We start from the raw sequence: 25658 nt of genomic DNA on the forward strand, positions 1-25658 counted from the left end.
CCACCGCGTGTTCGCGAGGTCGATGACCCGCGTCCCGCAGCCTTTGTGCGCGCCGAAAGGCGCTGATGGAGAGACCCCGATGGCTACCCAGCGCATCCTTGATTTCCTCGCCACCCGACGTCCGAACGGCCCATGCCTCGTCGTCGATCTCGATGTCGTGCGCGACAATTTTCGCGCCTTCGAGAAGGCGCTTCCCGATTCGAAAATCTACTATGCGGTGAAAGCAAACCCGGCGCCGGAAATCCTGCGCCTGCTTGCTGCGATGGGCTCGTCCTTCGACACCGCTTCCGTTGCCGAAGTCGAGATGGCGATGGACGCCGGTGCGCCGGCGGACCGCATCTCCTTCGGCAACACCATCAAGAAGGAGCGCGACATCCAGCGCGCCTATCAGCTCGGTATCCGGCTGTTCGCAGTGGACTGCGTCGAGGAGGTCGACAAGATCGCCCGCGTTGCGCCCGGCGCCCGTGTGTTCTGCCGCGTGCTGACCGACGGCGAAGGCGCCGAATGGCCGCTGTCGCGCAAGTTCGGCTGCGTGCCGGCGATGGCGGTCGATGTGCTGCGTCGTGCCAGGACGCTCGGCCTCGACGCCTATGGCGTGTCGTTTCATGTCGGCTCGCAGCAGACCGACCTGACTGCCTGGGACCGTGCGCTCGGCGATGCCAAGAAGGTGTTCGCGGCGCTCGCCGAGGAAGGCATCGTGCTCAAGATGGTCAATATGGGCGGCGGGTTCCCGACCCGTTATCTCAGGGATGTGCCGGTGGCACAGGCCTATGGCCAGGCGATCTTCTCGGCGCTGCGCAAGCACTTCGGCAACGCCATCCCGGAAACCATCATCGAACCGGGCCGTGGCATGGTCGGCAATGCCGGCGTCATCAAGTCGGAAGTCGTGCTGATCTCGAAGAAGGCCGACAACGACAATGTGCGCTGGGTGTTCCTCGACATCGGCAAGTTCGGCGGTCTCGCCGAGACGATGGACGAGGCGATCCGCTACCCGATCGTCACCGCGCATGACGGCACCGAGACCGCACCGTGCGTGCTCGCCGGCCCGACCTGCGATTCGGCCGACGTGATGTACGAGAAGACGCCGTATCCGCTGCCCTTGTCGCTGACCATCGGCGACGAGGTGCTGATCGAGGGCACCGGCGCGTACACCACGACCTACGCCTCGGTCGCCTTCAACGGCTTCGAGCCTCTCCGATCCTACGTGATCTGACGGTTCGAAAGAACCGCTCAGATCATCCCAGGTGGGCGCCTGTCGCCCGCCCGGGCTCGCCTGTGGAACAATCCGCTCGTGAAGGATCGCGGAAATGGAAATTGTAGATTTCATTGTTGAAGACGCTGCGCGCGGAATCTCCCCCCTCGAGGGGGAGATGGCCGGCAGGCCAGAGGGGGTCGGTCCGGCTGACGCGACCTCTCTTGGACCGCACGGCGTCGGCGCTTCACGCGCGGCGACCCCCTCTGTCGCCTTTGGCGACATCTCCCCCTCGAGGGGGGAGATTGCTGGTGCTTTTGCCATCACCGCCGAGACCGCTGCCGACGTTCCGGCGCGCGAGGCTTTGCTCGATCGCGCCATGGGGCCGAAGCGCAGGAAAAAATCGTCGGAAAAGCTGCGGCGCGGCCGTCGGCCTTCGGAAGGCCTGGCCTTTGTCGCGCACGATGCTTCGGGCGCTGTGAGTGGCACGGTGCGGCTATGGGATGTCGTGCTGGGCGAGGGCGGTCGGCCAGCGCTTCTGCTTGGCCCGCTCGCCGTCGATCCCACTATCAAGAATGCCGGCATCGGCTCGGCGCTGATGCGCCATGCAATCACTGAAGCCGCGCGTCTCGGCCATGCGGCGATCCTGCTGGTCGGCGATGCGCCCTATTACGATCGCTTCGGGTTCTCGGCCGAGAAGACCGGCTCGCTGGCCATGCCGGGACCTTACGAACGGCACCGCTTGCTGGCGCTGGAACTGGTGGAAGGCGCGCTCGCCGACGCGCAGGGCACGCTGAAGGCGGCAGGGCGCAAGCTGAAGGCACAGCGGCTGCCGCTCGCGGCCTGACGGATCGGAAACAAGCCGCCGCCCATCGGGCGGCGTCTTCTTTTCATCCCGGATTGGAGTGGATCAGCCGATCAACTGGCTCAGCGCCATGGCGACGCTCATGTCGCCTTCGACCTTTATCTTGCCGGACATGAACGCCATGGTCGGGTTGAGATCGCCTGCGATCAGCGACTCCAGATCGTCGAGCGAAAGCTTTATGGTGCAGTCGGCCGGCGCGTCGGTGGTCGAGACATTAGCGCCGTCGATGACGATGACACCGTCGCCGCCGGTATCGAATTTCAGGGAACGATCGAACCCGGCACTCGCCACGCGCGCGCTGATCTTGTCGGCAATTTCCTGAACGCCCATGGCCGTTCTCCTCGTCTCGTTGCGTTTGTCGCACATTGGCACTTCGGTCCGGCCGAAGTCGCCGTCTTGCGCATTTCGCGATCACGGTCGCTGGCGCATATAGCTTTGGGTTGACGTTTACGTCAACGCGGTTCCCCGAGATGAAGATGGGTTTTATCGCCGCAGTGAAGCCGGGCTGTCCGCGAGGCCAGCCCAGAGGGGGATGGCGGTCCCATTGCATTTAGCTGGACACTGCCGGCAAATGACCGCTACCATCGCCATGTTGCTTGAATCAGGTTTCTACCTGGAGATCGAGTGCTCGAAGAACCGAACAGAAATCCCGGATCCCATCGCTATGGGAAGCCGAGCTTGTGGTGGCCACCACCGTTGGGTTGATGGCCTGCGGGCCTGATCCGAGCTGAAAATCAAATTCTGTGTTCAGAGAGACACCGTCATGAATACCATGCTTTCCGTGGAAGCCCGGGAGACCGCGCTTGCCGTAACTTTCTCGTCAGGCGAAACAGTCTGCTATCCTTGGCTCTGGCTAAAGGACAATGCGCCATCGGCGTTTCACCCGCAGACCGAAGAGCGGATATTCGACCTGACCAGGGTGGAGCCCTCACTCAGACCGATCAGCGTGCAAGACAGAGGCGGCACTGTGAGCATTGTCTGGTTGAACGACCAGGCTGAGGAGGAATTCCCGGGCCAGTTCTTTGAATCCTATCGTCCGGGCAGAAAGAGAAACGATCCGGCTGACATCGCTCCAAAACTCTGGGACGGCTCGATCGATCTTGAAACCATACCGCGTCACTCCGCCGGAGACATCTTGCAAAGCGATGCCGATCTGCTCGCCTGGCTGAAGGCAACGGCTGCATACGGGCTCTCCATCGTCGATGGGCTTGACGATGATCCCGACGCCGGGCGGCGCGCGGCCGAGCGGATAGGGTTCCTGCGCCAGACAAATTTCGGCACCATGTTCGAGGTCGTGTCGATGCCGAAACCGAACAACCTGGCCTATACGCCGGTCGCCCTGCCGTTACACACCGATCTTGCGAACCAGGAGGTGCCGCCCGGCTATCAATTCCTTCATTGTATCGCGAACGAAGCTGAAGGCGGTGGATCGGTCTTTGCCGATGGGTTTGCGATCGTGGCCGCGTTACAGGCGGAAGATCCTGAAGCCTACCGTCTCTTGTGCGAGGTCGAGATACCCTATCGTTTTCACGACGAAAACTACGATCTGCGCGGTAGGTTTCCTGTGATCGTAACGCGACGCGATGGAGAAGTGACAGAGTTACGGTTCAACGCCCATCTTGTCGATGTCATCGACCTTCCCTCCGACATTTGCGCGCCCTTTTACGCGGCCTATCGCAAGCTGATGATGATGATCCGCGGCTCGCGTTTCCAAATAGCCTACCGCCTCAAGGCCGGCGAAATGGCGGTGTTCGACAATCGCCGGGTGCTGCACGGCCGCCAATCGTTCAATCCGAACACGGGGCGGCGACATTTGCGCGGATGTTATGTCGATCGTGGGGAGTTTCAGAGTCGTATTCGCGTCCTCTCGCGATAGCGGACGACGACCGCGTCGTCGTCGGGCTGCTGACCGAAGGCCATCTGATGCGGCGCTATGCCGAGGAGCTCGACAAGGCGAGGCGGGACCTGTCGGGCGAGGGCTAGGCTTACCGAGCAGCTCGGCCGGCATGTCACGTCGTGAACAACAAGGGAGCACGACGATGGTCGCGGCGGTCAATCTGGAACTCTGGCGGACGTTCCTCCGGTGGGTTGTTTCCAAAGCCGGCTACAATCAGGGCACTTACACGGTTTGCGTCATTCAAACAGACGAGGACAGTGGCCGAGCCTGTCCCTAGCGTGGACTCGGCCCCTGCGCTCAGAGTGGGTAAACGGGCCATGACAGCAGATTCTAGAGCGGTCATCTCACGCGTCGACCGCGTCAGGGGAGATAGGATGAACCCGTATCCGGGAGGCGAGGATCAAGACCCCATGATGGCGCTACACGAGGGGGAGGTTCAGTCATGAGAATCAAAAGTCTGATGAAGCGCGCCGAGAAGGTGGACAGAGCATTCAAGGAGCTTGAAGCCGATTTGGCGGACGCGTTCGATGAGTGCCTCAACCTAGACGACCAGTCGCCGTTGGAGGCCGTCCCGGATGAGAATCTCGCGGCAAAGAATGACAACTCTCAGCCCGAGGACGACGCTGGCACCGCTCGACGCCTGACCTCCCACACACAAACCCGACTGGCTGCGTTAAATGCCGTCGATGGGCTCTTTGACGATGCGCGGGAGTATCTGGAGGAGATCAATACGAAACTGTCGGAGATCGCGACCTCGCATCATCTGACAGGCGAATTCCTGAAGCTGCTTCACGGGGACATTCTTCGCGCCAACGAACTGGAACTGGCAAATGTCGGCCTGACCACCCAGCAAAGAGTGCTGTCGGAGCAACTCCACGATGCCACCAGAAAGCAGCGCGAGCGTGAAAGCGCTGTCGAGGCCCTGCAGCAGCGCGAGACAGGCCTGATCGAGGACAAGGAGGCACTTCGCCGTGCGCTGGCTGCAGCAAGGCTGGAACTCGTCGTGGCAGGCAATGCGAGCGCAGAGCGCGAAGCCGAGTTCGGTGACCTCGTCACAACGCTTTCGGCCAGAACGGCCGAGGCCAACAGATGCTCGCGCGAGAACGAGATACTGCGGGAAAAACATGTCAGCCTGTCGATCGACCTCGACAAGGCGCTGAAACGGGAAGTTGAGGCGCGGCACAGGCTGGATGAACTCTCGACGATTCATGCCAATGAGACGGCGCGACTTTCGGAAGTGCTGGCTGCGCTTGGCAAGAGCGAGAAAGAGGAAATGCGGCTGCAGAAATCGCTCGATGTCGCGCAAGCGAAGCTGTCGGAAATGACGGAAGCGGCCCGTATCATGGAAGGTGACAGGGAAGCCGAGCGAGCGCGTGGTTTCACGGAGATCGGCGGCCTGCGTTCCGAAATTCGGAACCTCCAATCGCGATTGGAGGTTGCCTTGAACGAGAACAGTGAAGCCGCCAGCGAGATCGCCAAGCTCAAGGCTCAATGGAGCGACGCTGTGGCCGAAAAGCAAATCGCGGAGGAAAGGTTGTCTGCTCTCAGAAAGGAGAACGAAAACGACAAGATGAACCTTTCGACCGTGAACGCGAATTTTTCGCAGCTTTCCCTGCAGCAGGCATCCGAGCAGATACAGTTCGATGTCCAGAGGCAGGAATGCGAGGACCTGCGAGCCGAAGTCGCGTTGCTCGATGCTCGGGTCAAGGAACTGTTGCCCTATGAGCGTCTCCACAAGGTCACAAACGCCAGACCGCGTGAGGACGGCGTGGTCGAGATCACCGGTGTCGTGGCGGAGAAGGCCCGCGCTACAAGCAGGCGGCGTGTCCGTACGAGCCTGCGCGCTGCATCCTAACGCGCAGGGTGGGCTGCCGCTTAGTGCTCGATCGGGCCTTTCGGCATGACGATCGCCGTGCCGGCGGTTGTCGGACGCTCGATCATGCGGCGGACGCGCGGCGGCTCGTCGCCGCTGTGTAGCGCGCGCACGCGCTCGCCGATAACGGCGTCGGCATGGGTGGCCCGCTTATTGTGGCGGATGTATTCGAGCCATGTCGGCGTGTGATAGTGCTCGATCCATATTGCGGGATTTTCGAGATCGCGCGCCAGCGTCCAGTTGCGGGCGCCGTCACGGCGTCGGATGCGGCCGCGTTCGGCCATGGTGGCTAGGAATTCCGGCACGTCCTCCTCGCGGATGATGTACTCGATCATGATAGCGATGGGGCCGCTGCGCAGCTTGAGGTCGAGCGCAAGATGCGGCTCCTTGAAACGGTTGGTCGGATCGAGATTGAGCACCGCCTGCTGCGGCAAGGGCAGCAAGAGGCCGATCGCGACGCCCGCCAGCATCGCGACAGCAGCCGCGATCAGCGCGAATTCGGCGCCATGCGCATCGGCGACGACACCCCAAATCCAGCTGCCGAGCGCGATGCCGCCGAAGGTCGCCGTCTGATAGACCGACAGCACCCGGCCGACCACCCAGCGCGGCGTAGACATCTGCACCGTGACGTTGAAATGCGACAGCGCGATCACCCAGCAGGCGCCGCCGATGAGCAGCCCGAGCGACGTCTGCCAGGCGTGGTCGCTGACGGCGGCATTGAAGGCGCAGAGCGCGAAGCCGGCGAATGCCATGCGCACCATCGTCTCGCTGGACAGGATCTGCCTCAGCCGGACGCTGATCAGCGCGCCGCCGACCGCGCCGATGCCGAACGCGCCGAGCATGATGCCGTAGGTCAAGGCATCGCCCTTGACGACGTCGCGCGCCACCAGCGGTAGCAACGCCAGAACCGCGCCGGCGCTGAAGCCGAAAGCCGCACCCCTGACCAGCACCTTGCCGATATTGGGCGACATGGCGACGTAGCGCAGGCCGGCGCCCATCGCCGCGCCCAGCGTCTCGCGCGGCAGTGTAGAGGCCGGCAGGTCCGGCTTCCAGCGGGCGAGCACTATGATAAGGCCGACATAGCTCAATGCATTGGCGGCAAAGGCGGCGGCGGCACCTGCGGCGGCAACGATGATGCCGCCGATCGCCGGGCCGACGCTGCGCGTCAGGTTGAAGCCTAACGAGTTGAGCGCGACGGCCGCAGGCAGCTTGGCGCGTGGCACCATATCACCGACCGACGCCTGCCATGACGGGTTGTTGAGCGCCGTGCCGCTGTCGATCAGGAAGGTGAAGGCGAGCAGCGTCCACGGCGTTATCAGGCCAAGATAGGTGAACACGGTCAGCAGAACCGAGACGACCAGCATGAAGGTCTGGGCAATCAGCATGACCTTGCGCCGGTTGAAGCTGTCGGCGATCGCACCGGCAACGAGCGCAAACAGCATGATCGGCAAGGTGGTCGACGCCTGGACCAGCGCGACCTGATAGGACGAGGTGGCGATCGTCGTCATCATCCAGGCGGCGCCGACGCCCTGGATCAAACCACCGAAATTCGAAACCAGACTGGCGGACCATACGGCGCGGAAAATGCCGTGCCGGAACGGCGCCAGCGCCGAGACGCGTTCGCTGTTCGGCTCGTCGTCGATCATGGATGCTTCCCCGACTTCAATGCTGTCTTCTTCCGGTGAATCGGTCCCTCATACCGTCCCTTCAAAGTAGAGCATCACTTTGCAAAGGGCGAACGCCTTTTCGAAGAAGATCATGGTCCAACAACAGGATAGCGGACGCCGGAACAGGTCAGCGGGCGTCCTTGCAGGCGGCGTGGAGCGCTTCGGTGAGGTGGCCGACTTTGTGCCCGATGCCTACTAAATTGCCACGAATGTCGTTGCCCAAAACCGCTGCGCTCTCTCTGATCAAACGCCCGAGGGCAGACTCTGGTCGACATGCGTTACCGATCCTCGAATCCGGTCAGCACGCCGACGGCGTTGATGCCGATTTCCTCGACGGCATAGCCGCCTTCCATAACGAACAGCGTCGGCAGGCCGAGCCTGGCGATGCGGCGGCCAATCTTGGGATAGTCGCCGCTTTTCAGCTTGAACTTGCTGATCGGGTCCTTCTCGAACGTGTCGACGCCAAGCGAAACGACGACGACATCGGGAGCGTACGCCGCAAGTTTCGCGCAGGCGTCTTCCAGCGAAGCATTCCAAGCGTCCCATGAGGTGCCGAACGGCATCGGATAATTGAGATTGAAGCCTTCGCCGGGGCCGGCACCGCGCTCGTCGGCATGGCCAAGGAAGAACGGATATTCGGTCATCGGGTCGCCATGCAGGTTCAGCACCTGCACGTCGTCGCGGCTGTAGAAGATCTCCTGCGTGCCGTTGCCATGATGGTAGTCGACATCGAGAATCGAGACGCGCTTGGCGCCCTGGTCGCGGAACCATTGCGCGGCAACGGCGGCGTTGTTGATGTAGCAATAGCCGCCCATGAAAGCAGCGCCGGCATGATGGCCGGGCGGACGGCAGAGCGCGAAGGCGGACGTCTCGCCGCCCTTGACCAGGGCGGCCGCGGTCAGCGCCACGTCATAGGACGACTTGATCGCCTCCCAGGTGCCTTCGACGAAGGTGGCGCCGCCGTCGAAGGAGTAAAATCCAAGCAGCGCATCGATCGTTCTGGGGCGCACATCGCCGCGCAGGCCGCGCGTCGGCCAGGTGAAGGGGATGGCCGAGCCCGTCCGGCCGGACGCTTCCCAGAGCGGCCACACGGTCGGCAGGAAATCGATGTAGTCGCTGGTGTGCACCTTCCTGGCGGCAGCGAGATCGTGGGTGTCGGGTGGCAGGATCGGGCCGAGCTTTTCGCTCTCCACCCTCGCCTGGATGAACTCAGCGCGCGAGGGCTTCTCGAAGGCCGGCACGATGGCGCCCGAAATGAGTTCGAAGTTGCCGGCATGACCGACGTGGAGAGGGGAGAAAACAGTCTTCATCTTGCGGGCCCGGCTCGCTCTTCGAGTTGCGTATCTGTCATTGACGGACTGCTTTGTGGCAGAGAGTTTCAGCGCCGCCAAGAGGCGTTCCAGATCGTTGTTGCAAGTAGCAGCGGACGGCTTGCCAGACGCCAATACTCTGCTAGCCTAAGCTCAAACGGGAGAAAATTATGCCGCCATCGGCCGATCTGATCGTCGAGAATGCCAGCATATTGACGATGGATCCCGATAACCCCCGTGCCGAAGCCATAGCCATCAAGGGCGGCGAAATCATTGCGATCGCAGATCGCGCGACCGTGCTGGAGCACAAAGGCCCCGGCACGCGCGTCATCGATGCCGGCCGCGGCTCCGTCGTCCCCGGCTTCATCGAAGCGCATATGCATCTTTTCGGCGGCGCGGCCGAGCTCGATCATCTCCAGCTGATGGGCGTCCACGGTTTCGAGGCGCTTTCCGACGCTGTGCGCCATTATGCCGCAATGCGACCGGACCTGCCCATCCTGCAGGCGCAAGGCGCCGACTACACCATCCTGTCGGCGGCCGAACGGGTCAGCCGCCGTCATCTCGACCGCATCCTGCCGGACCGGCCCTTCGTCATGGCGGCGCCCGATCACCACACAATGTGGGCCAACACCAAAGCGCTGGAACTGGCCGGCCTGCTTAGAGGCAAGCAGCTTGGCCCGGGCAATGAGATCGTCATGGGCGACGACGGGCTGGCCAGCGGCGAATTGCGCGAGGGCGAGGCTTTTGGGCCGCTGATCGCGCTGGCCGGCGAGGATCGCGTGCGGCTCGGCCTAGCCACCGGCGGCGAGCCGGACCCGAGGCCGACGCCGGCGGAGCAGGCCTCCGACCGGGCGATCATGCGCCGCGGGCTGGAATGGTGTGCCAGGCATGGCATCACCTCGATCCAAAACATGGACGGCAATTTGCATCAGCTCGAACTCTTGTCCGAGATCGAGGCCGAAGGCGGCTTGCTGTGCCGCGTGCAGGTGCCGTTCCACTACAAGAACTTCATGACGCTCGACATGCTCGACAAGGCGTCGGCGATGGCCGAGCGCTACAAGGGTGAATGGTTGTCGTCGGGCATGGTCAAAGTGTTCTATGACGGCGTGCTCGATTCATGGACGGCGGTGATGGTCGAGCCCTATGCAGACCGTCCGGATTGGCTGGGCGAGCCGCTGTTCACGCCGCAGCAATTCATCGACCTTGCCGTGGCCGTCGACAGGCGCGGGCTGCAGATTGCGGTGCACTCGATCGGCGACGGCGCCGTGCGCGCCGTGCTCGACGGCTACGAGGCGGCACAGAAACAAAACGGCAAGCGCGACAGTCGGCATCGGGTCGAGCACATCGAGGTGATCACCGCCGCCGACGTGCCGCGCTTCGCAAAGCTTGGCGTCATTGCCTCGATGCAGCCGCCGCATCCGCCGGGCAGCATGGGCTTGCCGCTGGAGCCGACGGTGTCGCGCATCGGGCCCGCCCGCTGGCCGCTGAGCTATGCGTGGCGGACGCTGAAGAACGCCGGCGCGCGTGTCGTCTTCGCCTCGGATTGGCCGGTGTCGCCGATCGATCCGATCCTGGGCATTCAGGCGGCAGTGCTGCGCAAACCATGGGCAGACGATGATCCCGATCAGAGCTTCTCGCTGCATGAATCACTCGGTGGCTACACGGTGGAAGGCGCCTATGCCGAGTTCATGGAGCATCGCAAAGGCCGTCTGAAGCTAGGCTTCATGGCCGATCTCGTGGTGCTCTCTGCCGATATCGAGGCGACCGCGCCGGAAGCGCTGCATATGGTGCGGCCAGTGACGACGATCTGCGGCGGCAAGATCACTTACCAGGCATGACGATGGCACGGGAATTGCGTTCTGAATCGACATTCAGATGCATGCTTGCCAAGCCACACGCCGTGTGCTGACAATCGAGTGGGAACTGGATCCGCCCTGAAGAGCGGACGCAAGAATGGGGTAATCGTGCCGGAACAACCGGGTAAAAGTGCAATTGAGGTTCGTGGCGTCCGCAAGGTATTCGGTACCGGGGAGTCACAGGTCGCCGCCCTCGACACGGTTTCGGTGTCGATCCGCGAAAATGAGTTCTTCACGCTGCTTGGTCCGTCCGGCTGCGGGAAGACGACGCTTTTAAGGCTGATTGCCGGCTTCGATTTCCCTAGCGCCGGCGAGATACTGCTGCATGGTCAGGACATCGCGCCGCTGCCGCCATTCAAGCGGCCGGTCAACACCGTGTTCCAGAACTATGCGCTGTTCCCCCATATGACGGTGGCCGAGAACATCGGCTTCGGCCTCGAAATGCTCGGCAAGCCCAAAGCCGAAGTGAAGGCGCGGGTCGCCGAGATGCTGAAGCTGGTCAAGATGGAAGCGCTCAGCGGCCGCCGCACCAGCCAGATATCGGGCGGCCAGCAGCAGCGCGTGGCGCTGGCCCGGGCGCTGGCGCCGCAGCCGAAGGTGCTGCTGCTCGACGAGCCGCTGTCGGCGCTCGACTTCAAGCTGCGCAAGGAGATGCAGATCGAGCTGAAGCGGCTGCAGCACGAGACCGGCATCACCTTCATCTTCGTCACCCACGACCAGGAAGAAGCGCTGACCATGTCGGACCGCATCGCGGTGATGTCGTCGGGCAGGATCCTGCAGGTCGGCACGCCTTGGGACATCTATGACAAGCCGGCGGAGCGCTTCGTCGCCGACTTCATCGGCGAGACCAATTTCCTGACCGCGGCCATAACAGGCATGGCCAACGGCAAGGCACGCGCAACGCTCAAATCCGGCGCGACGATCGACGCGACCGTGGCTGAGGGCTTTCAACCGAAGGACAATGCCACCGTGGTGGTCAGGCCGGAACATGCCAAGCTGACCAGCGGCAAGGGCGACCTGTCGGGCACGGTCGAAAACATCGTCTATTTCGGCACCGACACGCACATCCATGTTCGTCTGGACAGCAGCGAGGCGTTCACCGTGCGCCAGCAGAACACGCGCAGCGCCGGCTGCGGTTTCGAGCGGGGGGACAAGGTCGGCATTTCGATCGGCAACGACGCCGCACAAGTGCTGAGGGACTGATGGCGAGCGCGGAAGAAGTCGCCAAGGAAGCCGAACGCAGAGATATCCGCGATCGCTGGCTTCTGTCAGCGCCGGCACTGATCATCATCTTTCTGGCGGCGACCGGCCCGCTACTGATCGTCGTGATCTATTCGTTCCTGACGCCGGGGCCCTATGGCGACGTGGTGTGGAAATTCTCCACCGACGGCTGGCTGTCGGTGCTGATGCAGCGTGACATCTTCGACGACACGCTGGCCTTCGCCGACGCGCATCTGTCGATCTTCTGGCGTTCAGCCAAGCTGTCGTTCATGACAACGATCTTCACGCTGCTCTTTGGCTTCCCGACCGCCTATTTCATCGCCACCCGGCCCGCGCGGCAGCGCGAGATCTGGCTGTTCCTGATCACCATCCCGTTCTGGACCAATCTGCTGATCCGCACCTTCGCCATCCAGGAGGTGATCCGCAACGAGGGCATCGTCAACACGGTGCTCATCAAGCTCGGCATCATCAGCCAGCCGATCCAGATGATGTTCACCGATTTCGCGCTGATGGTCGGCATGACCTATGTCTATCTGCCGCTGATGGTGCTGCCGCTCTATGCCAGCATGGAAAAGATCGACTTCCGGCTGGTCGAGGCGGGTTACGACCTCTACGCCAACCGCTTCCAGGTGCTGAGGCGGGTCATCATCCCGCTGGTCAAGCCTGGCATCATCGCCGGCTCGATCCTCGTCTTCATCCCGGCGCTGGGCGCCTATGTCACCCCGCGCGTGCTCGGCGGTTCGAAGAATATGATGCTCGGCAATCTGATCGAGCTGCAGTTCGGGCAAGGCCGTAACTGGCCGCTCGGCTCGGCGCTGTCGATCTCGTTGATGGCGATCGTGATGGTCGCGCTGCTCTTCTATGTCCGCTCCGCCGGGCGTCAGGGCGGCACGCATGGGTAGCCGCTTCGACATCCGCCGGCAGACCGGCTTCACGGCCATCGCGATGATCTGCTTCTTCGCGCTTTACCTGCCGATCATCACGGTTGTCGTCTATGCCTTCAACGCCGGCAGTTCGATCGCGATCTGGGAAGGCGTGTCGCTGCGCTGGTTCTACCAGGCCTGGAACAACAACCAGGTTGTCGACGCCTCGATCCGGTCGCTGCAGATTGCTTCAGTCGCGGCGACTATTGCCACGATCGTCGCCACCATGGCCGCGCTTGCCACGACCCGGACGAAGCCATATCCCGGCCTCGGCTTCAAATACGCCTTCATCAACCAGCCGCTGATGGTGCCGGAAATCGTCACCGCGGTGGCGCTGCTGATCTTCTTTTCGCGCATCAAGATCTGGACCGGCTATTCGGGGCTGGGCTACCTGATGGCCGCGCATACGGCCTTTTGCATCCCCTTTGCCTATCTGCCGATCCGGGCGCGGCTTGAGAACATGGATCTGACGTTGGAGGTCGCTGCGGCCGACCTCTACGCGACACCCTGGAAGGCTTTTCGCCGCGTCACCTTTCCGCTGCTCTGGCCAGGCATCCTTGCTGGATTGATGCTGGCCTTCGTCATCTCGCTGGATGATGTCGTCATCACGGAGTTCGTCAAGTCCGGCGGCCAGGACACGTTGCCGACTTACATGCTCGGCCAGTTCCGGCGCGTTATTACGCCGGAAATAAACGCGATTTCGACGGTGTTCCTGCTGATCTCGATATTGATCGTCACCGTCTTCTTTTTCATCAGCAGGAAAAAGGATCAGGAATGATATCAGCTGTAACAGGAGAAAAACGATGAAGTGGAAACTGGCTGCGACGGCGCTCGGCGCCGCGCTCCTCGCCTCGGCGGGTATTGCCCGCGCCGATGGCGAGCTCAACATCTACAACTGGGGCAATTACACCAGCCCCGACCTCATCAAGAAATTTGAGGAAAAATACAAGGTCAAGGTGACAGTCACCGACTACGATTCCAACGACACCGCGCTCGCCAAAATCCGCCAGGGCGGCAGCGGCTTCGACATCGTGGTGCCCTCTGCGAGCTTCGTGCCGATCTGGATCGAGGAAGGGCTGCTGTTGGAGACAGAGCCTAGCAAGATGGAGAACTTCAAGAACATGGACCCGAAATGGGTCGATGTTCCCTTCGATCCAGGCCGCAAATACACCGTGCCGTGGCAATGGGGAACGACCGGCGTGACGGTCAACACCTCCGTCTACAAGGGTGACGTCAACACTTCGGCCATCTTCCTGGATCCGCCGCCGGAACTGGTCGGCAAGGTCAACGTCGTTCCCGAAATGGCCGATGTCATGCATCTCGCCATCAGATATGTCGGCGGCGAGCCCTGCACCGGCGACAAGGAGGTGCTGAAGAAGGTGCGCGATGCGCTGGTGGCGGCAAAGCCGAAATGGATCTCCATGGACTACGGCACGGTCGAGAAGTTCGCCAAGGGCGACTTCGCAGCTAGCGTCGACTGGAACGGCGCGTCCTTCCGCGCCCGCCTGCAGAACAAGGACATGGTCTATGGCTATCCGAAGGAGGGCTATCCGATCTGGATGGACAATCTTGCGGTGCTGAAGGACGCCAAGAACGTCGAAAACGCCAAATTGTTCCAGAACTTCATCATGGATCCCGAAAACGCGGCGCTGATCTCGTCTTTCGCGCGCTACGCCAACGGCATCAAGGGGTCGGAAGCCTTCATGCCTGAGGACATGAAGACGGCGCCGGAGGTCAACATCCCCGCCGAGTTCGCCGACAAGGGCAAATTCATGCTGAGCTGCGCGCCCGACGTCCAGGCGCTCTACACCAGGATATGGACCGAGCTGCAGAAGTAATCGCAGCATCGTGGGACCCGGCGGCAAGCGCCGGGTCCTCAAAGCAAAACCTTCGACAAGACCCGACGTCCGGCCTGTGGCTGGACGCAGCCGGAGTTCGCTTGGAATGACCGATCTCGATCTTTGCTACATGCCGGCAAGCGAGGCGCTCAAGCGCTTCAAGGCGAAGAAGCTCTCACCGGTCGAGCTGATGGAAGCGGTCATCGGGCGCGCCGAGGCGACGAAGGACAAGGTCAACGCTTTCACCAACACGCATTTTGACGAGGCGATGGCGCTGGCCAAGAAGGCCGAGGCGAAATACGCCAAGGGCAAGAAGACAGGCCCGCTGGAGGGCCTGCCCGTCGGCATCAAGGACGAAAGCTATATCAAGGGCAAGCCGACCACCGGCGGCTCGCTGATTATGAAGAATTTCGTTGCCGACATCAGTTCGACCATGAATGAGCGCATCATTCGAGCTGGCGGCATCGTCCATGCACGCACGGCGACGCCGGAATTCTCCTGCGCGGCCTATACATGGTCCAGGTTGTGGGGTGTCACCCGCAATCCCTGGAATCCCAAGCTCACGCCCGGAGGCTCGTCGGGCGGCTCGGCCGCATCGCTCGCATCCGGCACATCGTCGATCGCCACCGGCTCAGATATCGGCGGCTCGATCCGCATCCCGGCGTCGGCCTGCGGTATCGTCGGCTACAAGCCGCCCTATGGCCGCAACCCGGACGACCCACCGTTCAACCTCGACTTCTACTGCCACACCGGACCGCTGGCACGCACGGTCGAGGACGCGATCCTGCTGCAGAACGTCATGACCGGTCCCAGTGCTCTGGATATCGCTTCGCTCCGGCCGAAGCTAAGCCTGCCGACCAGGTTCAAGCCGATCAAGGGCTGGAAGATCGGCTATTCGATGGATCTCGGCGGCTTCGAGGTCGATCCGGAAGTGGTGAAGAACACGAAGAAAGCGCTCGACGTGTTCCGCTCACTGGGTGCGGAGGTCGAGGAGGTCGATTTAGGTTGGGGACCGGAGGTCCTGGAGGCCGGGCTCGCCTATTTGAATCATTTATTCGGTGCGTTCCTGTCGAAGCTGCTGCCCCACCACGCCGACGAGATGACGACCTACGCCCGCAAGTTCGCCGAGGAGGGAGCGGGTTCCAAGGCGACCGATTTTGTCGCCAGCCTGGAGGTGGCTGGCCGCATGTATACGACGCTTGGGCCGCTCCTCGAAAAATACAATGTGCTGATCTGCCCGACCACGGCGCTGCCGTCAGTGCCGGCCGACCATGACCAGTCGAAGGACGAAATCAGGATCAACGGCAAGCTGGTCAATCCCTCGCTTGGCTGGGTGATGACGACGCCGTTCAACATGATGAGCCGCTGTCCGGTGCTGTCGGTTCCATCCGGCCACGCGAAAAACGGCGTGCCGACCGGCATCCAGATCGTCGGCCGCACCTACAGCGACGAAGATGTGTTCCGCGCCGGCATGGCCTATGAAAAAGCAGTTGGTGGCTGGTACGGAGAAAAGGCGCGCCGGCCGAAACTATGAAGGACGGCGCGACCGCACTGAAAGCAAAAACCGTCGGGACACCGCGGGACGACATTTCCCGGAGCATAAAATGACTTCCTATCGTAACAGCGAACCGGTGCCGCCGATCATGCGGGGCTCGCCGCCCAAGATGGTGCCTCCAAAGCTCGACTGGGACAGGGGACCCTGGAACCGGTGGGCATTCCAGCACATCCGCGAAATTCTGCCGACCGTCGAAGTCTGGCGCGGCAATGGCCATCGCCGCCGGCTCGAGCGAGCCGAGGTCGATCTCGATGCGCTGCCGGTGAGCGACAGCACGGGTCAGCCTGCGACGCTGGCCGGGCTGCTCGACGAGACCTATACGGACGGGTTCCTCGTGCTCAAGGACGGCAAGATCGCCTATGAGCGCTATTTCAACGGCATGACCGACCGCACGCTGCATTTGTCGCAGTCGATGGCGAAGTCCGTCACCGCTTCGGTGTTCGGCATATTGGTCGGGCGCAGCCTGATCGACCCGGCCTTGCCGGTGACGACCTATCTGCCGGAGCTTGGCGTCACTGGCTGGGCCGGCGCCAGCGTGCAGCATGTGCTCGATATGACGAGCGGGGTGCGTTTTTCCGAGGAATATACCGACCGCTATTCCGATATCGGCCAGGTTGATGTCGCCAGCGGCTGGAAACCGGTGCCGCCGGGCAGCGATCCGGCCTTCGAGTGGCCGTCGCATATGTTCGAATTGATCCTGCGGCTCAAGGAGACAAGCCGGCCGCATGGCGCTGCCTTCGAATACCGTTCGATCGAGACCGACGTGCTCGCCTTCATCATGGAGCGGGTGACCGGCCAGCGGCTGGCGCAACTGGTTTCGGAGGAACTCTGGCAAAAGCTCGGGGCGGATGAAAGCGCCTGCTTCACCGTCGACAGCGCCGGCTATGCTATCGCCGACGGCGGCTTCAACGCCACGCTGCGCGACTACGGCCGTTTCGGCCAGCTGATCCTCGACAATGGCGGCGGTGTGGTGCCGGCCGACTGGATCGAGGCGACGCGCAGCGGCAGGCATGGACCGGACTTCAATCCCAGCCTGCCGGAAGGCGGCTATCGCAACCAGTTCTGGATCGAGGATCCGCGCTCACGCGCGCTGATGTGCCGCGGCGTGTTCGGGCAGCTGATCCATGTCGACTGGAACACGAGAATGGTCGTGGTGAAGCTTTCGAGCTATCCGGATTTCACTGACATCGCTTATTCGGTGGCGACGATGAAAGCCGTGCACGCCATCGCCGCCGCGCTGGCCTAAGTTCCAAAAAATCGGAAGAAAACGCCATGACCGGCAAGACCGCGTCCGAGACCAGATACGGGTTTGCCCGAACGGTCTGACACGGTCCAGGCAACCGCGGCATCACAGCTTTCCTGTGGACCTGTCAGGGTGATCGAAAACGCCGCGGTTGGCGGAGCGACGCTCTGCGCCTATGGTCGCCGCTCTTTTCGATAAGGACAGCAGGAACGACATGGCATCCGACATCAAGCGCATCGCAGCAATCATCGCGGCCGAGATCACTGCCCGGCCCGAACAGGCTGCGGCGGCGATCGGGCTGCTGGACGAAGGCGCGACAGTGCCGTTCGTCGCGCGCTACCGCAAGGAGGTCACCGGCGGCCTGGACGACACTCAGTTGCGCCTGCTTGCCGAGCGGCTCGCCTATCTGCGCGAGCTCAATGCGCGCCGCGACACCATCCTCGGTTCGATCCGCGAGCAAGGCAAGCTGACCGAGGAACTCGAAACCAAGATCGCTGCGGCTGCCACCAAGGCGGAACTCGAAGACATCTATTTGCCCTACAAGCCGAAGCGCCGGACCAAGGCGGAGATCGCGCGAGAGCGTGGCTTGGGACCTCTGGCCGAGGCCATCCTTGCCGACCGCGCGGCGGTGCCCGGCGAACTGGCGCTGGCTTATGTCGGCGAAGAGGTGGCCGATACCAAGGCGGCACTCGACGGCGCGCGCGACATCCTGTCCGAACAGTTCGCCGAAAATGCCGACCTGGTCGGCAGACTGCGGACCTACATGAAGGAACGGGCCTTCATGCGGTCACGCGTCCTCGACGGCAAGCAGGAGGCCGGCGCGAAATTCTCCGACTATTTCGACCATGTCGAGCGCTGGGCCAACGTGCCGAGCCATCGCGCGCTGGCGATGCTGCGCGGCCGCAATGAAGAGGTGCTGTCGCTCGACATCGAAGTCGATGCCGACGACGCGTCGCCGGTGAAGCCGGTCGAACGGATGATTGCCGATGCCTATGCCATCGGCCGCCAGTTGCCGGGCGACCGCTGGTTGATGGAGGTTGCCGGCTGGACCTGGCGCATAAAGCTGTCGCTGCATCTGACGCTCGATTTGATGCGCGATCTGCGCGAGCGGGCCGAGGAAGAGGCGATCCATGTCTTCGCCCGCAACCTGAAGGACTTGCTGCTCGCGGCACCCGCCGGCTCGCGCGCCACGATGGGGCTCGATCCCGGCATCCGCACCGGGGTCAAGGTGGCGGTGGTGGACGGCACCGGCAAGCTGCTGGCGACGACGACGGTCTATCCGTTCCCGCCGAAGAACGACGTGCGAGGCACGCAGGCCGAACTGGCGAAGCTCATCCGCTTGCACAAGCTCGAGTTGATTTCCATCGGCAACGGCACCGGCAGCCGTGAGACCGAAAGGCTGGTCGCCGACATGCTGGCCGACATGCCTGCTGATTCCGGGCCGAAGCCGCTGAAGGTGATCGTCAGCGAGGCGGGTGCTTCGGTCTATTCCGCCTCGGCGACGGCGGCGGCGGAATTTCCCGGCCTCGACGTGTCGCTGCGCGGCGCGGTGTCGATCGCGCGGCGACTGCAGGATCCGCTCGCCGAACTGGTCAAGATCGAGCCAAAGTCGATCGGCGTCGGCCAGTATCAGCACGATGTCGACCAGTACCGGCTCGGCCGCTCGCTGGAAGCGGTGGTCGAGGACGCGGTCAATGCCGTCGGCGTCGATCTCAACACCGCCTCGGCGCCGCTTCTGGCGCGGGTTTCGGGTCTTGGCACATCGCTGGCCGAAGCCATCATCGCGCATCGCGATGCGACCGGCCCTTTCGCCAGCCGTCGTGACCTGCTGAAGGTCTCTCGCCTTGGACCCCGCGCGTTCGAGCAATGCGCCGGCTTCCTGCGAATTTCCAACGGCACCGAACCGCTCGATGCCTCGGCCGTGCATCCGGAAGCCTATGGCGTGGCGAAAAAGATCGTCGCCGCCTGTGGGCGCGACCTCCGCTCGCTGATGGGCGACAGTGCCGCCCTCAAGGCGCTTGATCCGCGGGTTTTCGTCGATGAACGCTTCGGCCTGCCGACGGTCCGCGATATACTGGCAGAACTGGAAAAACCCGGCCGCGATCCGCGACCAGGTTTCAAGACCGCGACCTTCGCCGACGGCGTCGACGACATCAAGGATTTGAAGCCTGGAATGCTGCTGGAAGGAACCGTCACCAATGTCGCGGCGTTCGGCGCTTTCATCGATATCGGTGTGCACCAGGACGGGTTGGTGCACGTCTCGCAACTGGCCGACCGTTTCGTCAAGGACGCGCATGAGGTGGTAAAAGCCGGCGACGTGGTCAAGGTGCGTGTTGTCGACATCGACATCAAGCGTAAGCGCATCGGCCTGTCGATGCGTAGGGATGGCGAGGGCGGTCCACCGAAGCCGCGCGACAACGGCAACAGACCGGTGCCGCGAGCGCCGACGCCGCAGCGTCAGCCAGAGCGGCCGGCGCAACAGGGCGCATTCGGTGCCGCATTGGCCGATGCGCTGAAGCGGAAGTAGCTACTTCTCCGGCGGTACATGGCCCAGCAGCCAGTCGCGAAAACTGGCGACCGGCGGATGGCCGCGTTTGTCGTGCGGCACGACGAGGTAATAGGCGCTGCGGCTTTGCATCGGCCGGCCCGGCGCCGGCACCAACTGGCCGCGCTGCAACTCGCCTGAGATGAGGACCTGCGGCAGCAGCGCGACGCCAAGCCCGGCCATGCAGGCCTGGGCGGCGGTGCCGAACTGCTCGAACTGCATGCCCGGTCCAGTCGGTGCGCTCAAACCCTGATGCTCGAACCACTCGGTCCATGCGCCGGGCCGCGTCGCCATATGCAGCAGCGGCAGGCGGCCGATATCGGCAGGCGTGGCAATAGCGCGGCCGGTGAGAAAGTCAGGCGAAACCACGGGCATCACCGTCTCGCGCACCAGCAGCGTCGAGTCGGCATCCGGCCAGTCGGGCAGGCCGAAATGGATGGCGGCGTCGAGCCTCTCGCGGGCGAAGTCGAAGCGGCCGATACGAGTGACGAAATTGATGGTGATGTCGGGATTGTTTTCGACGAAATCCGGGATGAGCGGCATCAGCCAGCGTGTGCCGAAGGTCGGCAGGATGGCGAGGTTCAAGATGCCACTATGCCGATTGCTCATCAATCCAAGGGCCGCGTCGCGCAATTGACCTAGGGCGGCGCGCACCGCTTCGGCATAAATCTCGCCTGCCGTCGACAGCCGGACATTGCGGCTGTCGCGTTCGAACAGCCGACGGCCGAACTGGTCCTCCAACAACGCGATCTGCCGGCTTACAGCACCCTGAGTCAGATCGAGCTCGCGGGCGGCGGCGGTGAAAGAGCCGAGGCGCGCCACAGCCTCGAAGGCGGTAAGGGCGCCGATGTTAGGCAAAAGGCGGCGCTGGACGTTCATGATCCATTACTAACGCTCATTGATTGGTGATGCAATTTCGTTTGATTTTTTTTAAGCGGGGGTCGATAAGCCGGGCACTTCAAGATTTTGTTCTGGGAACCGAGAGCCATGGCCGCCGATAAGAACGCATTCGTCTGGGACGATCCTTTCCTGATCGAGGACCAGCTTTCGGAAGACGAGCGGATGGTGCGCGATGGCGCGGCGGCATTCGCTGCCGACAAGCTCGCTCCCAGGATCGAGGAAGCCTATCTCGAGGAAAAGACCGACGCCGGCATCTTTCGCGAGATGGGCGAGGCGGGTCTGCTCGGCATCACCATCCCCGAGGAATATGGCGGGCTCGGCGCCAACTATGTCACCTATGGGCTGGTGGCGCGGGAAGTCGAGCGCATCGACTCGGGCTATCGCTCGATGATGAGCGTGCAGTCGTCGCTGGTGATGTATCCGATCCATGCCTATGGCTCGGAGGCCCAACGCAAGAAATACCTGCCGAAGCTCGCCAGCGGCGAATGGATCGGCTGCTTCGGCCTGACCGAGCCGGATGCCGGTTCCGACCCGGGCGGCATGAAGACGCGCGCCGAAAAGACCGCGAACGGCTACAAGATCTCCGGCTCGAAAATGTGGATTTCCAACGCGCCGATCGCCGACGTCTTTGTCGTTTGGGCGAAATCGGCTGCGCATGACAACGAGATTCGCGGCTTCGTGCTGGAGAAGGGCATGAAGGGGCTGTCGGCGCCGAAGATCGGCGGCAAGCTGTCGCTGCGAGCCTCGATCACCGGCGAAGTGGTGATGGAAGGCGTCGAGGTCGGCGAAGACGCGCTGCTGCCCAATGTGTCGGGCCTGAAGGGGCCATTCGGCTGTCTCAACCGGGCGCGCTACGGCATCTCCTGGGGCGCGATGGGTGCAGCGGAAGATTGCTGGCACCGGGCCCGCCAATACGGCCTCGACCGCAAGCAGTTCGGCAAGCCGCTGGCCGGGACGCAGCTTTTCCAGAAAAAACTCGCCGACATGCAGACCGAGATCGCTCTGGGGCTGCAGGGCAGCTTGCGGGTCGGGCGGTTGATGGACGAAGGCAAGATGGCGCCGGAGATGATCTCGATCGTCAAGCGCAACAATTGCGGCAAGGCGCTCGACATTGCCCGCCAGGCCCGCGACATGCATGGCGGCAACGGCATCCAGATCGGTTACCACGTCATGCGCCACGCGCAGAACCTTGAAACGGTCAACACCTATGAGGGCACGCATGACGTGCATGCGCTGATCCTCGGGCGGGCGCAGACCGGGTTGCAGGCGTTTTTCTGAGCCGGCAACTGTCGCTTAAATTAGGTGCACCGCAACATCTGCTTGGAGAATGCCCGCCAGATGTGTCAGGGTTCGGCGAATTTCGTTTGAAACGCCGACTTCCGGGGCACCATGGCAATTCTGGCAGCCGTCTACCACCTGACCCATTACAAATATGACCGGCCGGTCGTCCTTGGCCCTCAGGTCATCAGGCTGCAGCCGGCGCCGCATTCCCGCACCAAAGTTTTGAGCCATTCGCTGAAGGTCGAGCCGGCGAACCACTTCGTCAATCTGCAGCAGGATCCCTACGGCAACTTCCTCGCCCGCTTCGTGTTTCCGGAGCCGGTGACGGAACTGAAGATCGAGGTCGACCTCGTCGCCGACATGACGGTCTATAATCCGTTCGATTTCTTCGTCGAGCCGTCGGCAGAGACCTTTCCGTTCGAATATCCGGAAGAGATCAGCGACGATCTCGCCATCTACCGGACGCCGGAGCCGGCTGGACCGCTGCTGGCGGCGTTCCTGCAAACCATCGTGCGCCAGCCAACCAACACCGTCAATTTCGTCGTCGACCTCAATGCGCGCCTGCAGCGCGAGATCGCCTATATCGTTCGCATGGAAACCGGTGTCTTCTCACCCGAGGAAACGCTGGCCGCCGCCAAGGGATCCTGCCGCGATACGAGCTGGCTGCTGGTGCAGATCCTGAGGAACCTCGGCCTCGCCGCGCGCTTCGTTTCCGGCTACCTGATCCAGCTGAAGCCCGACCTCGTCGCGCTTGACGGACCGCCCGGCACCGCCGTCGACTTCACCGATCTCCATGCCTGGTGCGAAGTCTATCTTCCGGGCGCCGGCTGGATCGGCTTCGACCCGACTTCCGGCCTGCTCACCGGCGAAAGCCATGTGCCGCTGGCCGCAACCCCGCATTTCCGTAACGCCGCGCCCATTTCCGGCATGGCGAGCTTCGCCAATGTCGAATTCGGCTTCGACATGCGGGTCGATCGCATCGCCGAGCACCCGCGCATCACCAAGCCATTCTCCGACGAAAGCTGGCAGGCGCTTGATGCCCTGGGCGTCCAGGTCGACGCCGCGCTCGAGGCCGGGGACGTGCGGCTGACCATGGGCGGCGAGCCGACCTTCGTGTCGATCGACGATTTCGAGGCGGAGGAGTGGAACACCGCCGCCGTCGGCCCGACAAAACGTGAGAAGGCCGATGCGCTGATCCGCCGGCTGCGTGAGCGTTTCGCGCCCGGCGGCTTCCTGCATTACGGTCAGGGCAAGTGGTATCCGGGCGAAAGTCTGCCGCGCTGGACGTTCTCGCTCTACTGGCGCGCCGACGGCGAGCCGGTGTGGAGTGATCCGTCGCTGATCGCACGGGAAAACAGCGAAGCAGATGTCGGACCGAAGCAGGCTGAAAGCCTGCTGACGACGATTGCCGATGAACTCGGCATCGACAAAGCCATGGTCAGCGAAGCCTATGAGGACCCGGCCGAGTGGCTGCTCAAGGAAGGCAAGCTGCCCGACAATGTCGACCCGTCCAATTCGAAGCTGGAAGACCCGGAAGAGCGCAGCCGCATGGCAAAAGTGTTCGAACGCGGCCTGACCAAGCCGTCGGGCTACGTGCTGCCGGTCCAGCGCTGGAACAGCCAGGCGTCGGGGCCGCGTTGGCGTTCGGAGAAATGGAAGACACGGCGCGGCAAGCTGTTCCTGGTGCCGGGCGATTCGCCGGTCGGCTACCGCCTGCCGCTCGGCACGCTGCCCCATGTACCGCCGGCGCAGTTCCCCTACATCGTGCCGGTCGATCCTTCGCTGCCGCGTGGACCACTGCCGGCGCGCCAGGCTATTTTGCCTGAGGCCGCTCCGTTGCCGGACGCTGCCCCGGCCGAATTGGAAGGCGCCGACGAAATGGCGCGCCGCCAGCATGCGGCGTCCTTCACCGCCGCGACCGGCCAGCAGGACCGTGTCGAACAGGAGATCACCGAGATCGGCGGCGCGGTGCGCACCGCGCTGTCGGTCGAGCCGCGCGACGGACGGCTTTGTGTGTTCATGCCGCCGGTCGAGGCGCTGGAAGATTATCTCGAACTGGTCGCGGCGGCCGAGAACGCGGCAAAGGCTATCGGCCTGCCGGTGCATATCGAGGGCTACGGCCCGCCGCACGATCCGCGCCTCAACGTCATCCGGGTGGCTCCGGATCCCGGTGTCATCGAGGTGAATATCCATCCGGCTGCGAACTGGCAGGACTGCGTGGCGACGACCACAGCGATCTACGAGGAGGCGCGGCAGACACGGCTTGGCGCCGACAAGTTCATGATCGACGGGCGCCACACCGGCACAGGCGGCGGCAACCATGTCGTCGTCGGCGGCGCGACGCCCAACGACAGCCCGTTCCTGCGCCGTCCGGATCTGCTGAAAAGCCTTGTCCTGCAATGGCAGCGCCGCCCGTCGCTGTCCTATCTGTTTTCGGGCCTGTTCATCGGCCCGACCAGCCAGGCGCCGCGCTTCGACGAGGCGCGCCACGATTCGCTCTACGAGCTCGAGATCGCGATGGCGCAGGTGCCGCATCCAGACAAGGGCAATGCGCCATTGCCGTGGTTGGTCGACCGGCTGTTCCGAAATCTTCTGACCGATGTGACGGGGAACACCCACCGTTCGGAAATTTGCATCGACAAGCTGTTTTCGCCCGACGGCCCGACCGGCCGGCTGGGGCTGGTCGAATTCCGCGGCTTCGAGATGCCGCCCAATGCGCGCATGAGCCTCGCGCAGCAATTGCTGGTGCGCGCCATCATCGCCCGCGCCTGGAAAAACCCGCTCGACGGCCGCTTCGTGCGCTGGGGCACGTCGCTGCATGACCGTTTCATGCTGCCGCACTATGTCTGGGCTGACTTTCTAGACGTGCTGGACGACCTCAAGCTGAACGGCTTTGAATTCCGCCCCGAATGGTTTGACGCGCAGCTCGAATTCCGCTTTCCGTTCTGCGGCGAGGTCCAGTATGCCGGTGTCAAGCTGGAGCTGCGGCAAGCGCTGGAGCCGTGGCATGTCATGGGCGAGCAGGGCGCCATCGGCGGGACCGTGCGCTTTGTCGATTCTTCGGTCGAGCGGCTGCAGGTGAAGACGGAAGGGCTCAACCCGGAGCGTCATGCCGTCGTCTGCAACGGCCGTATCGTGCCAATGAAGGTGACCGACACCAGAGAGATCGCGGTGGCGGGCGTCCGCTTCAAGGCATGGCAGCCGGCATCGGGCCTGCATCCAGCGCTGCCAGTCAACACGCCGCTGGTCTTCGACATCTACGATCGGTGGTCGGGCCGGGCGGTCGGCGGCTGCGTCTACCATGTCGCGCATCCCGGCGGGCGCAGCTACGACACCTTCCCGGTCAACGGCAACGAAGCGGAGGCGCGGCGGCTCGCCCGCTTCGAGCCGCGCGGCCATACGCCGTCCGGCTACGTGCTGCGCGACGAACAAGCCTCTGAGGATTTCCCGATGACCCTTGACCTGCGGCGGCCTGCAAGACTCTGATCAGCC

General features: G+C 63.0%; 18 protein-coding genes. 14 read left to right on the forward strand and 4 right to left on the reverse strand.

Going from position 1 to position 25658, the window contains the following annotated elements; translation table 11 throughout:
• Positions 1–79: 79 nt before the first annotated feature.
• Complete coding sequence (odc2, locus tag EOB36_RS03125; protein ID WP_095484094.1) at positions 80–1213, forward strand: ornithine/lysine decarboxylase; 1134 nt, start codon at positions 80–82, stop codon at positions 1211–1213.
• A 262-nt stretch (positions 1214–1475) separates the two neighbouring features.
• Positions 1476–2039, forward strand: a complete 564-nt coding sequence (locus tag EOB36_RS03130) for an N-acetyltransferase (RefSeq protein ID WP_245329800.1) — start codon at positions 1476–1478, stop codon at positions 2037–2039.
• Between the two features lie 63 nt (positions 2040–2102).
• On the opposite strand, the gene EOB36_RS03135 is transcribed toward EOB36_RS03130, so the two are convergent.
• On the reverse strand, positions 2103–2387 hold the full coding sequence (locus tag EOB36_RS03135; RefSeq protein ID WP_128284264.1) for an SCP2 sterol-binding domain-containing protein: 285 nt from the start codon (positions 2385–2387) through the stop codon (positions 2103–2105).
• 433 nt (positions 2388–2820) lie between these two features.
• On the opposite strand from EOB36_RS03135, the gene EOB36_RS03140 reads away from it, so the two are divergent.
• Both EOB36_RS03140 and EOB36_RS03145 read left to right on the forward strand, forming a co-directional pair.
• Positions 2821–3933 carry a TauD/TfdA family dioxygenase gene (locus EOB36_RS03140; protein ID WP_126105151.1) on the forward strand — a complete coding sequence of 371 codons (1113 nt, stop codon included), beginning with the start codon at positions 2821–2823 and terminating at the stop codon, positions 3931–3933.
• A 463-nt stretch (positions 3934–4396) separates the two neighbouring features.
• Complete coding sequence (locus EOB36_RS03145; protein WP_127203824.1) at positions 4397–5809, forward strand: hypothetical protein; 1413 nt, start codon at positions 4397–4399, stop codon at positions 5807–5809.
• 20 nt (positions 5810–5829) lie between these two features.
• Here the strand turns inward: EOB36_RS03145 and EOB36_RS03150 are convergent, their stop codons facing one another.
• Entirely contained in the window at positions 5830–7473 is a 1644-nt protein-coding gene (locus EOB36_RS03150; RefSeq protein WP_128284265.1) for an MFS transporter, read from the reverse strand.
• A gap of 299 nt (positions 7474–7772) precedes the next feature.
• Positions 7773–8804 carry a histone deacetylase family protein gene (locus tag EOB36_RS03155; protein WP_095484099.1) on the reverse strand — a complete coding sequence of 344 codons (1032 nt, stop codon included), beginning with the start codon at positions 8802–8804 and terminating at the stop codon, positions 7773–7775.
• 170 nt (positions 8805–8974) lie between these two features.
• On the opposite strand from EOB36_RS03155, the gene EOB36_RS03160 reads away from it, so the two are divergent.
• The 8 genes from EOB36_RS03160 to EOB36_RS03195 all read left to right on the forward strand — a co-directional run bounded on the left by EOB36_RS03160 (position 8975) and on the right by EOB36_RS03195 (position 19967).
• Positions 8975–10642 carry an amidohydrolase gene (locus EOB36_RS03160; RefSeq protein WP_127203823.1) on the forward strand — a complete coding sequence of 556 codons (1668 nt, stop codon included), beginning with the start codon at positions 8975–8977 and terminating at the stop codon, positions 10640–10642.
• 126 nt (positions 10643–10768) lie between these two features.
• The gene (locus EOB36_RS03165; protein WP_095484101.1) at positions 10769–11863 is read left to right on the forward strand and encodes an ABC transporter ATP-binding protein; all 1095 of its coding nucleotides are present in this window, start codon (positions 10769–10771) and stop codon (positions 11861–11863) included.
• Complete coding sequence (locus tag EOB36_RS03170; protein WP_127293326.1) at positions 11863–12783, forward strand: ABC transporter permease; 921 nt, start codon at positions 11863–11865, stop codon at positions 12781–12783. The genes EOB36_RS03165 and EOB36_RS03170 overlap by 1 nt, the downstream gene beginning before the upstream one ends.
• The gene (locus EOB36_RS03175; RefSeq protein ID WP_095484242.1) at positions 12776–13582 is read left to right on the forward strand and encodes an ABC transporter permease; all 807 of its coding nucleotides are present in this window, start codon (positions 12776–12778) and stop codon (positions 13580–13582) included. Before EOB36_RS03170 ends, EOB36_RS03175 begins: the two co-directional genes overlap by 8 nt.
• A 25-nt stretch (positions 13583–13607) precedes the next feature.
• The gene (locus EOB36_RS03180) at positions 13608–14642 is read left to right on the forward strand and encodes an extracellular solute-binding protein (protein ID WP_095484103.1); all 1035 of its coding nucleotides are present in this window, start codon (positions 13608–13610) and stop codon (positions 14640–14642) included.
• 106 nt (positions 14643–14748) lie between these two features.
• Positions 14749–16176 (forward strand): amidase, encoded by a 1428-nt coding sequence (locus EOB36_RS03185; protein WP_095484104.1) that lies wholly within the window; start codon positions 14749–14751, stop codon positions 16174–16176.
• Positions 16177–16246: 70 nt separating this feature from the next.
• On the forward strand, positions 16247–17443 hold the full coding sequence (locus EOB36_RS03190; protein ID WP_095484105.1) for a serine hydrolase: 1197 nt from the start codon (positions 16247–16249) through the stop codon (positions 17441–17443).
• Between the two features lie 211 nt (positions 17444–17654).
• Positions 17655–19967: a Tex family protein gene (locus EOB36_RS03195; RefSeq protein WP_095484243.1), complete on the forward strand. Its 2313-nt coding sequence runs from the start codon at positions 17655–17657 to the stop codon at positions 19965–19967.
• Here the strand turns inward: EOB36_RS03195 and EOB36_RS03200 are convergent, their stop codons facing one another.
• The gene (locus tag EOB36_RS03200) at positions 19968–20864 is read right to left on the reverse strand and encodes a LysR family transcriptional regulator (RefSeq protein WP_095484106.1); all 897 of its coding nucleotides are present in this window, start codon (positions 20862–20864) and stop codon (positions 19968–19970) included.
• 108 nt (positions 20865–20972) lie between these two features.
• Here EOB36_RS03200 and EOB36_RS03205 point away from each other — a divergent pair, with 108 nt between their 5' ends.
• Complete coding sequence (locus EOB36_RS03205; protein WP_095484107.1) at positions 20973–22163, forward strand: acyl-CoA dehydrogenase; 1191 nt, start codon at positions 20973–20975, stop codon at positions 22161–22163.
• A 111-nt stretch (positions 22164–22274) separates the two neighbouring features.
• Complete coding sequence (locus EOB36_RS03210) at positions 22275–25652, forward strand: transglutaminase family protein (protein ID WP_128284266.1); 3378 nt, start codon at positions 22275–22277, stop codon at positions 25650–25652.
• Positions 25653–25658: the final 6 nt, after the last annotated feature.

Origin of the sequence: Mesorhizobium sp. M6A.T.Cr.TU.017.01.1.1 (assembly GCF_004023115.1) — a bacterium.
Taxonomy (GTDB): Bacteria; Pseudomonadota; Alphaproteobacteria; order Rhizobiales; family Rhizobiaceae; genus Mesorhizobium; species Mesorhizobium mediterraneum.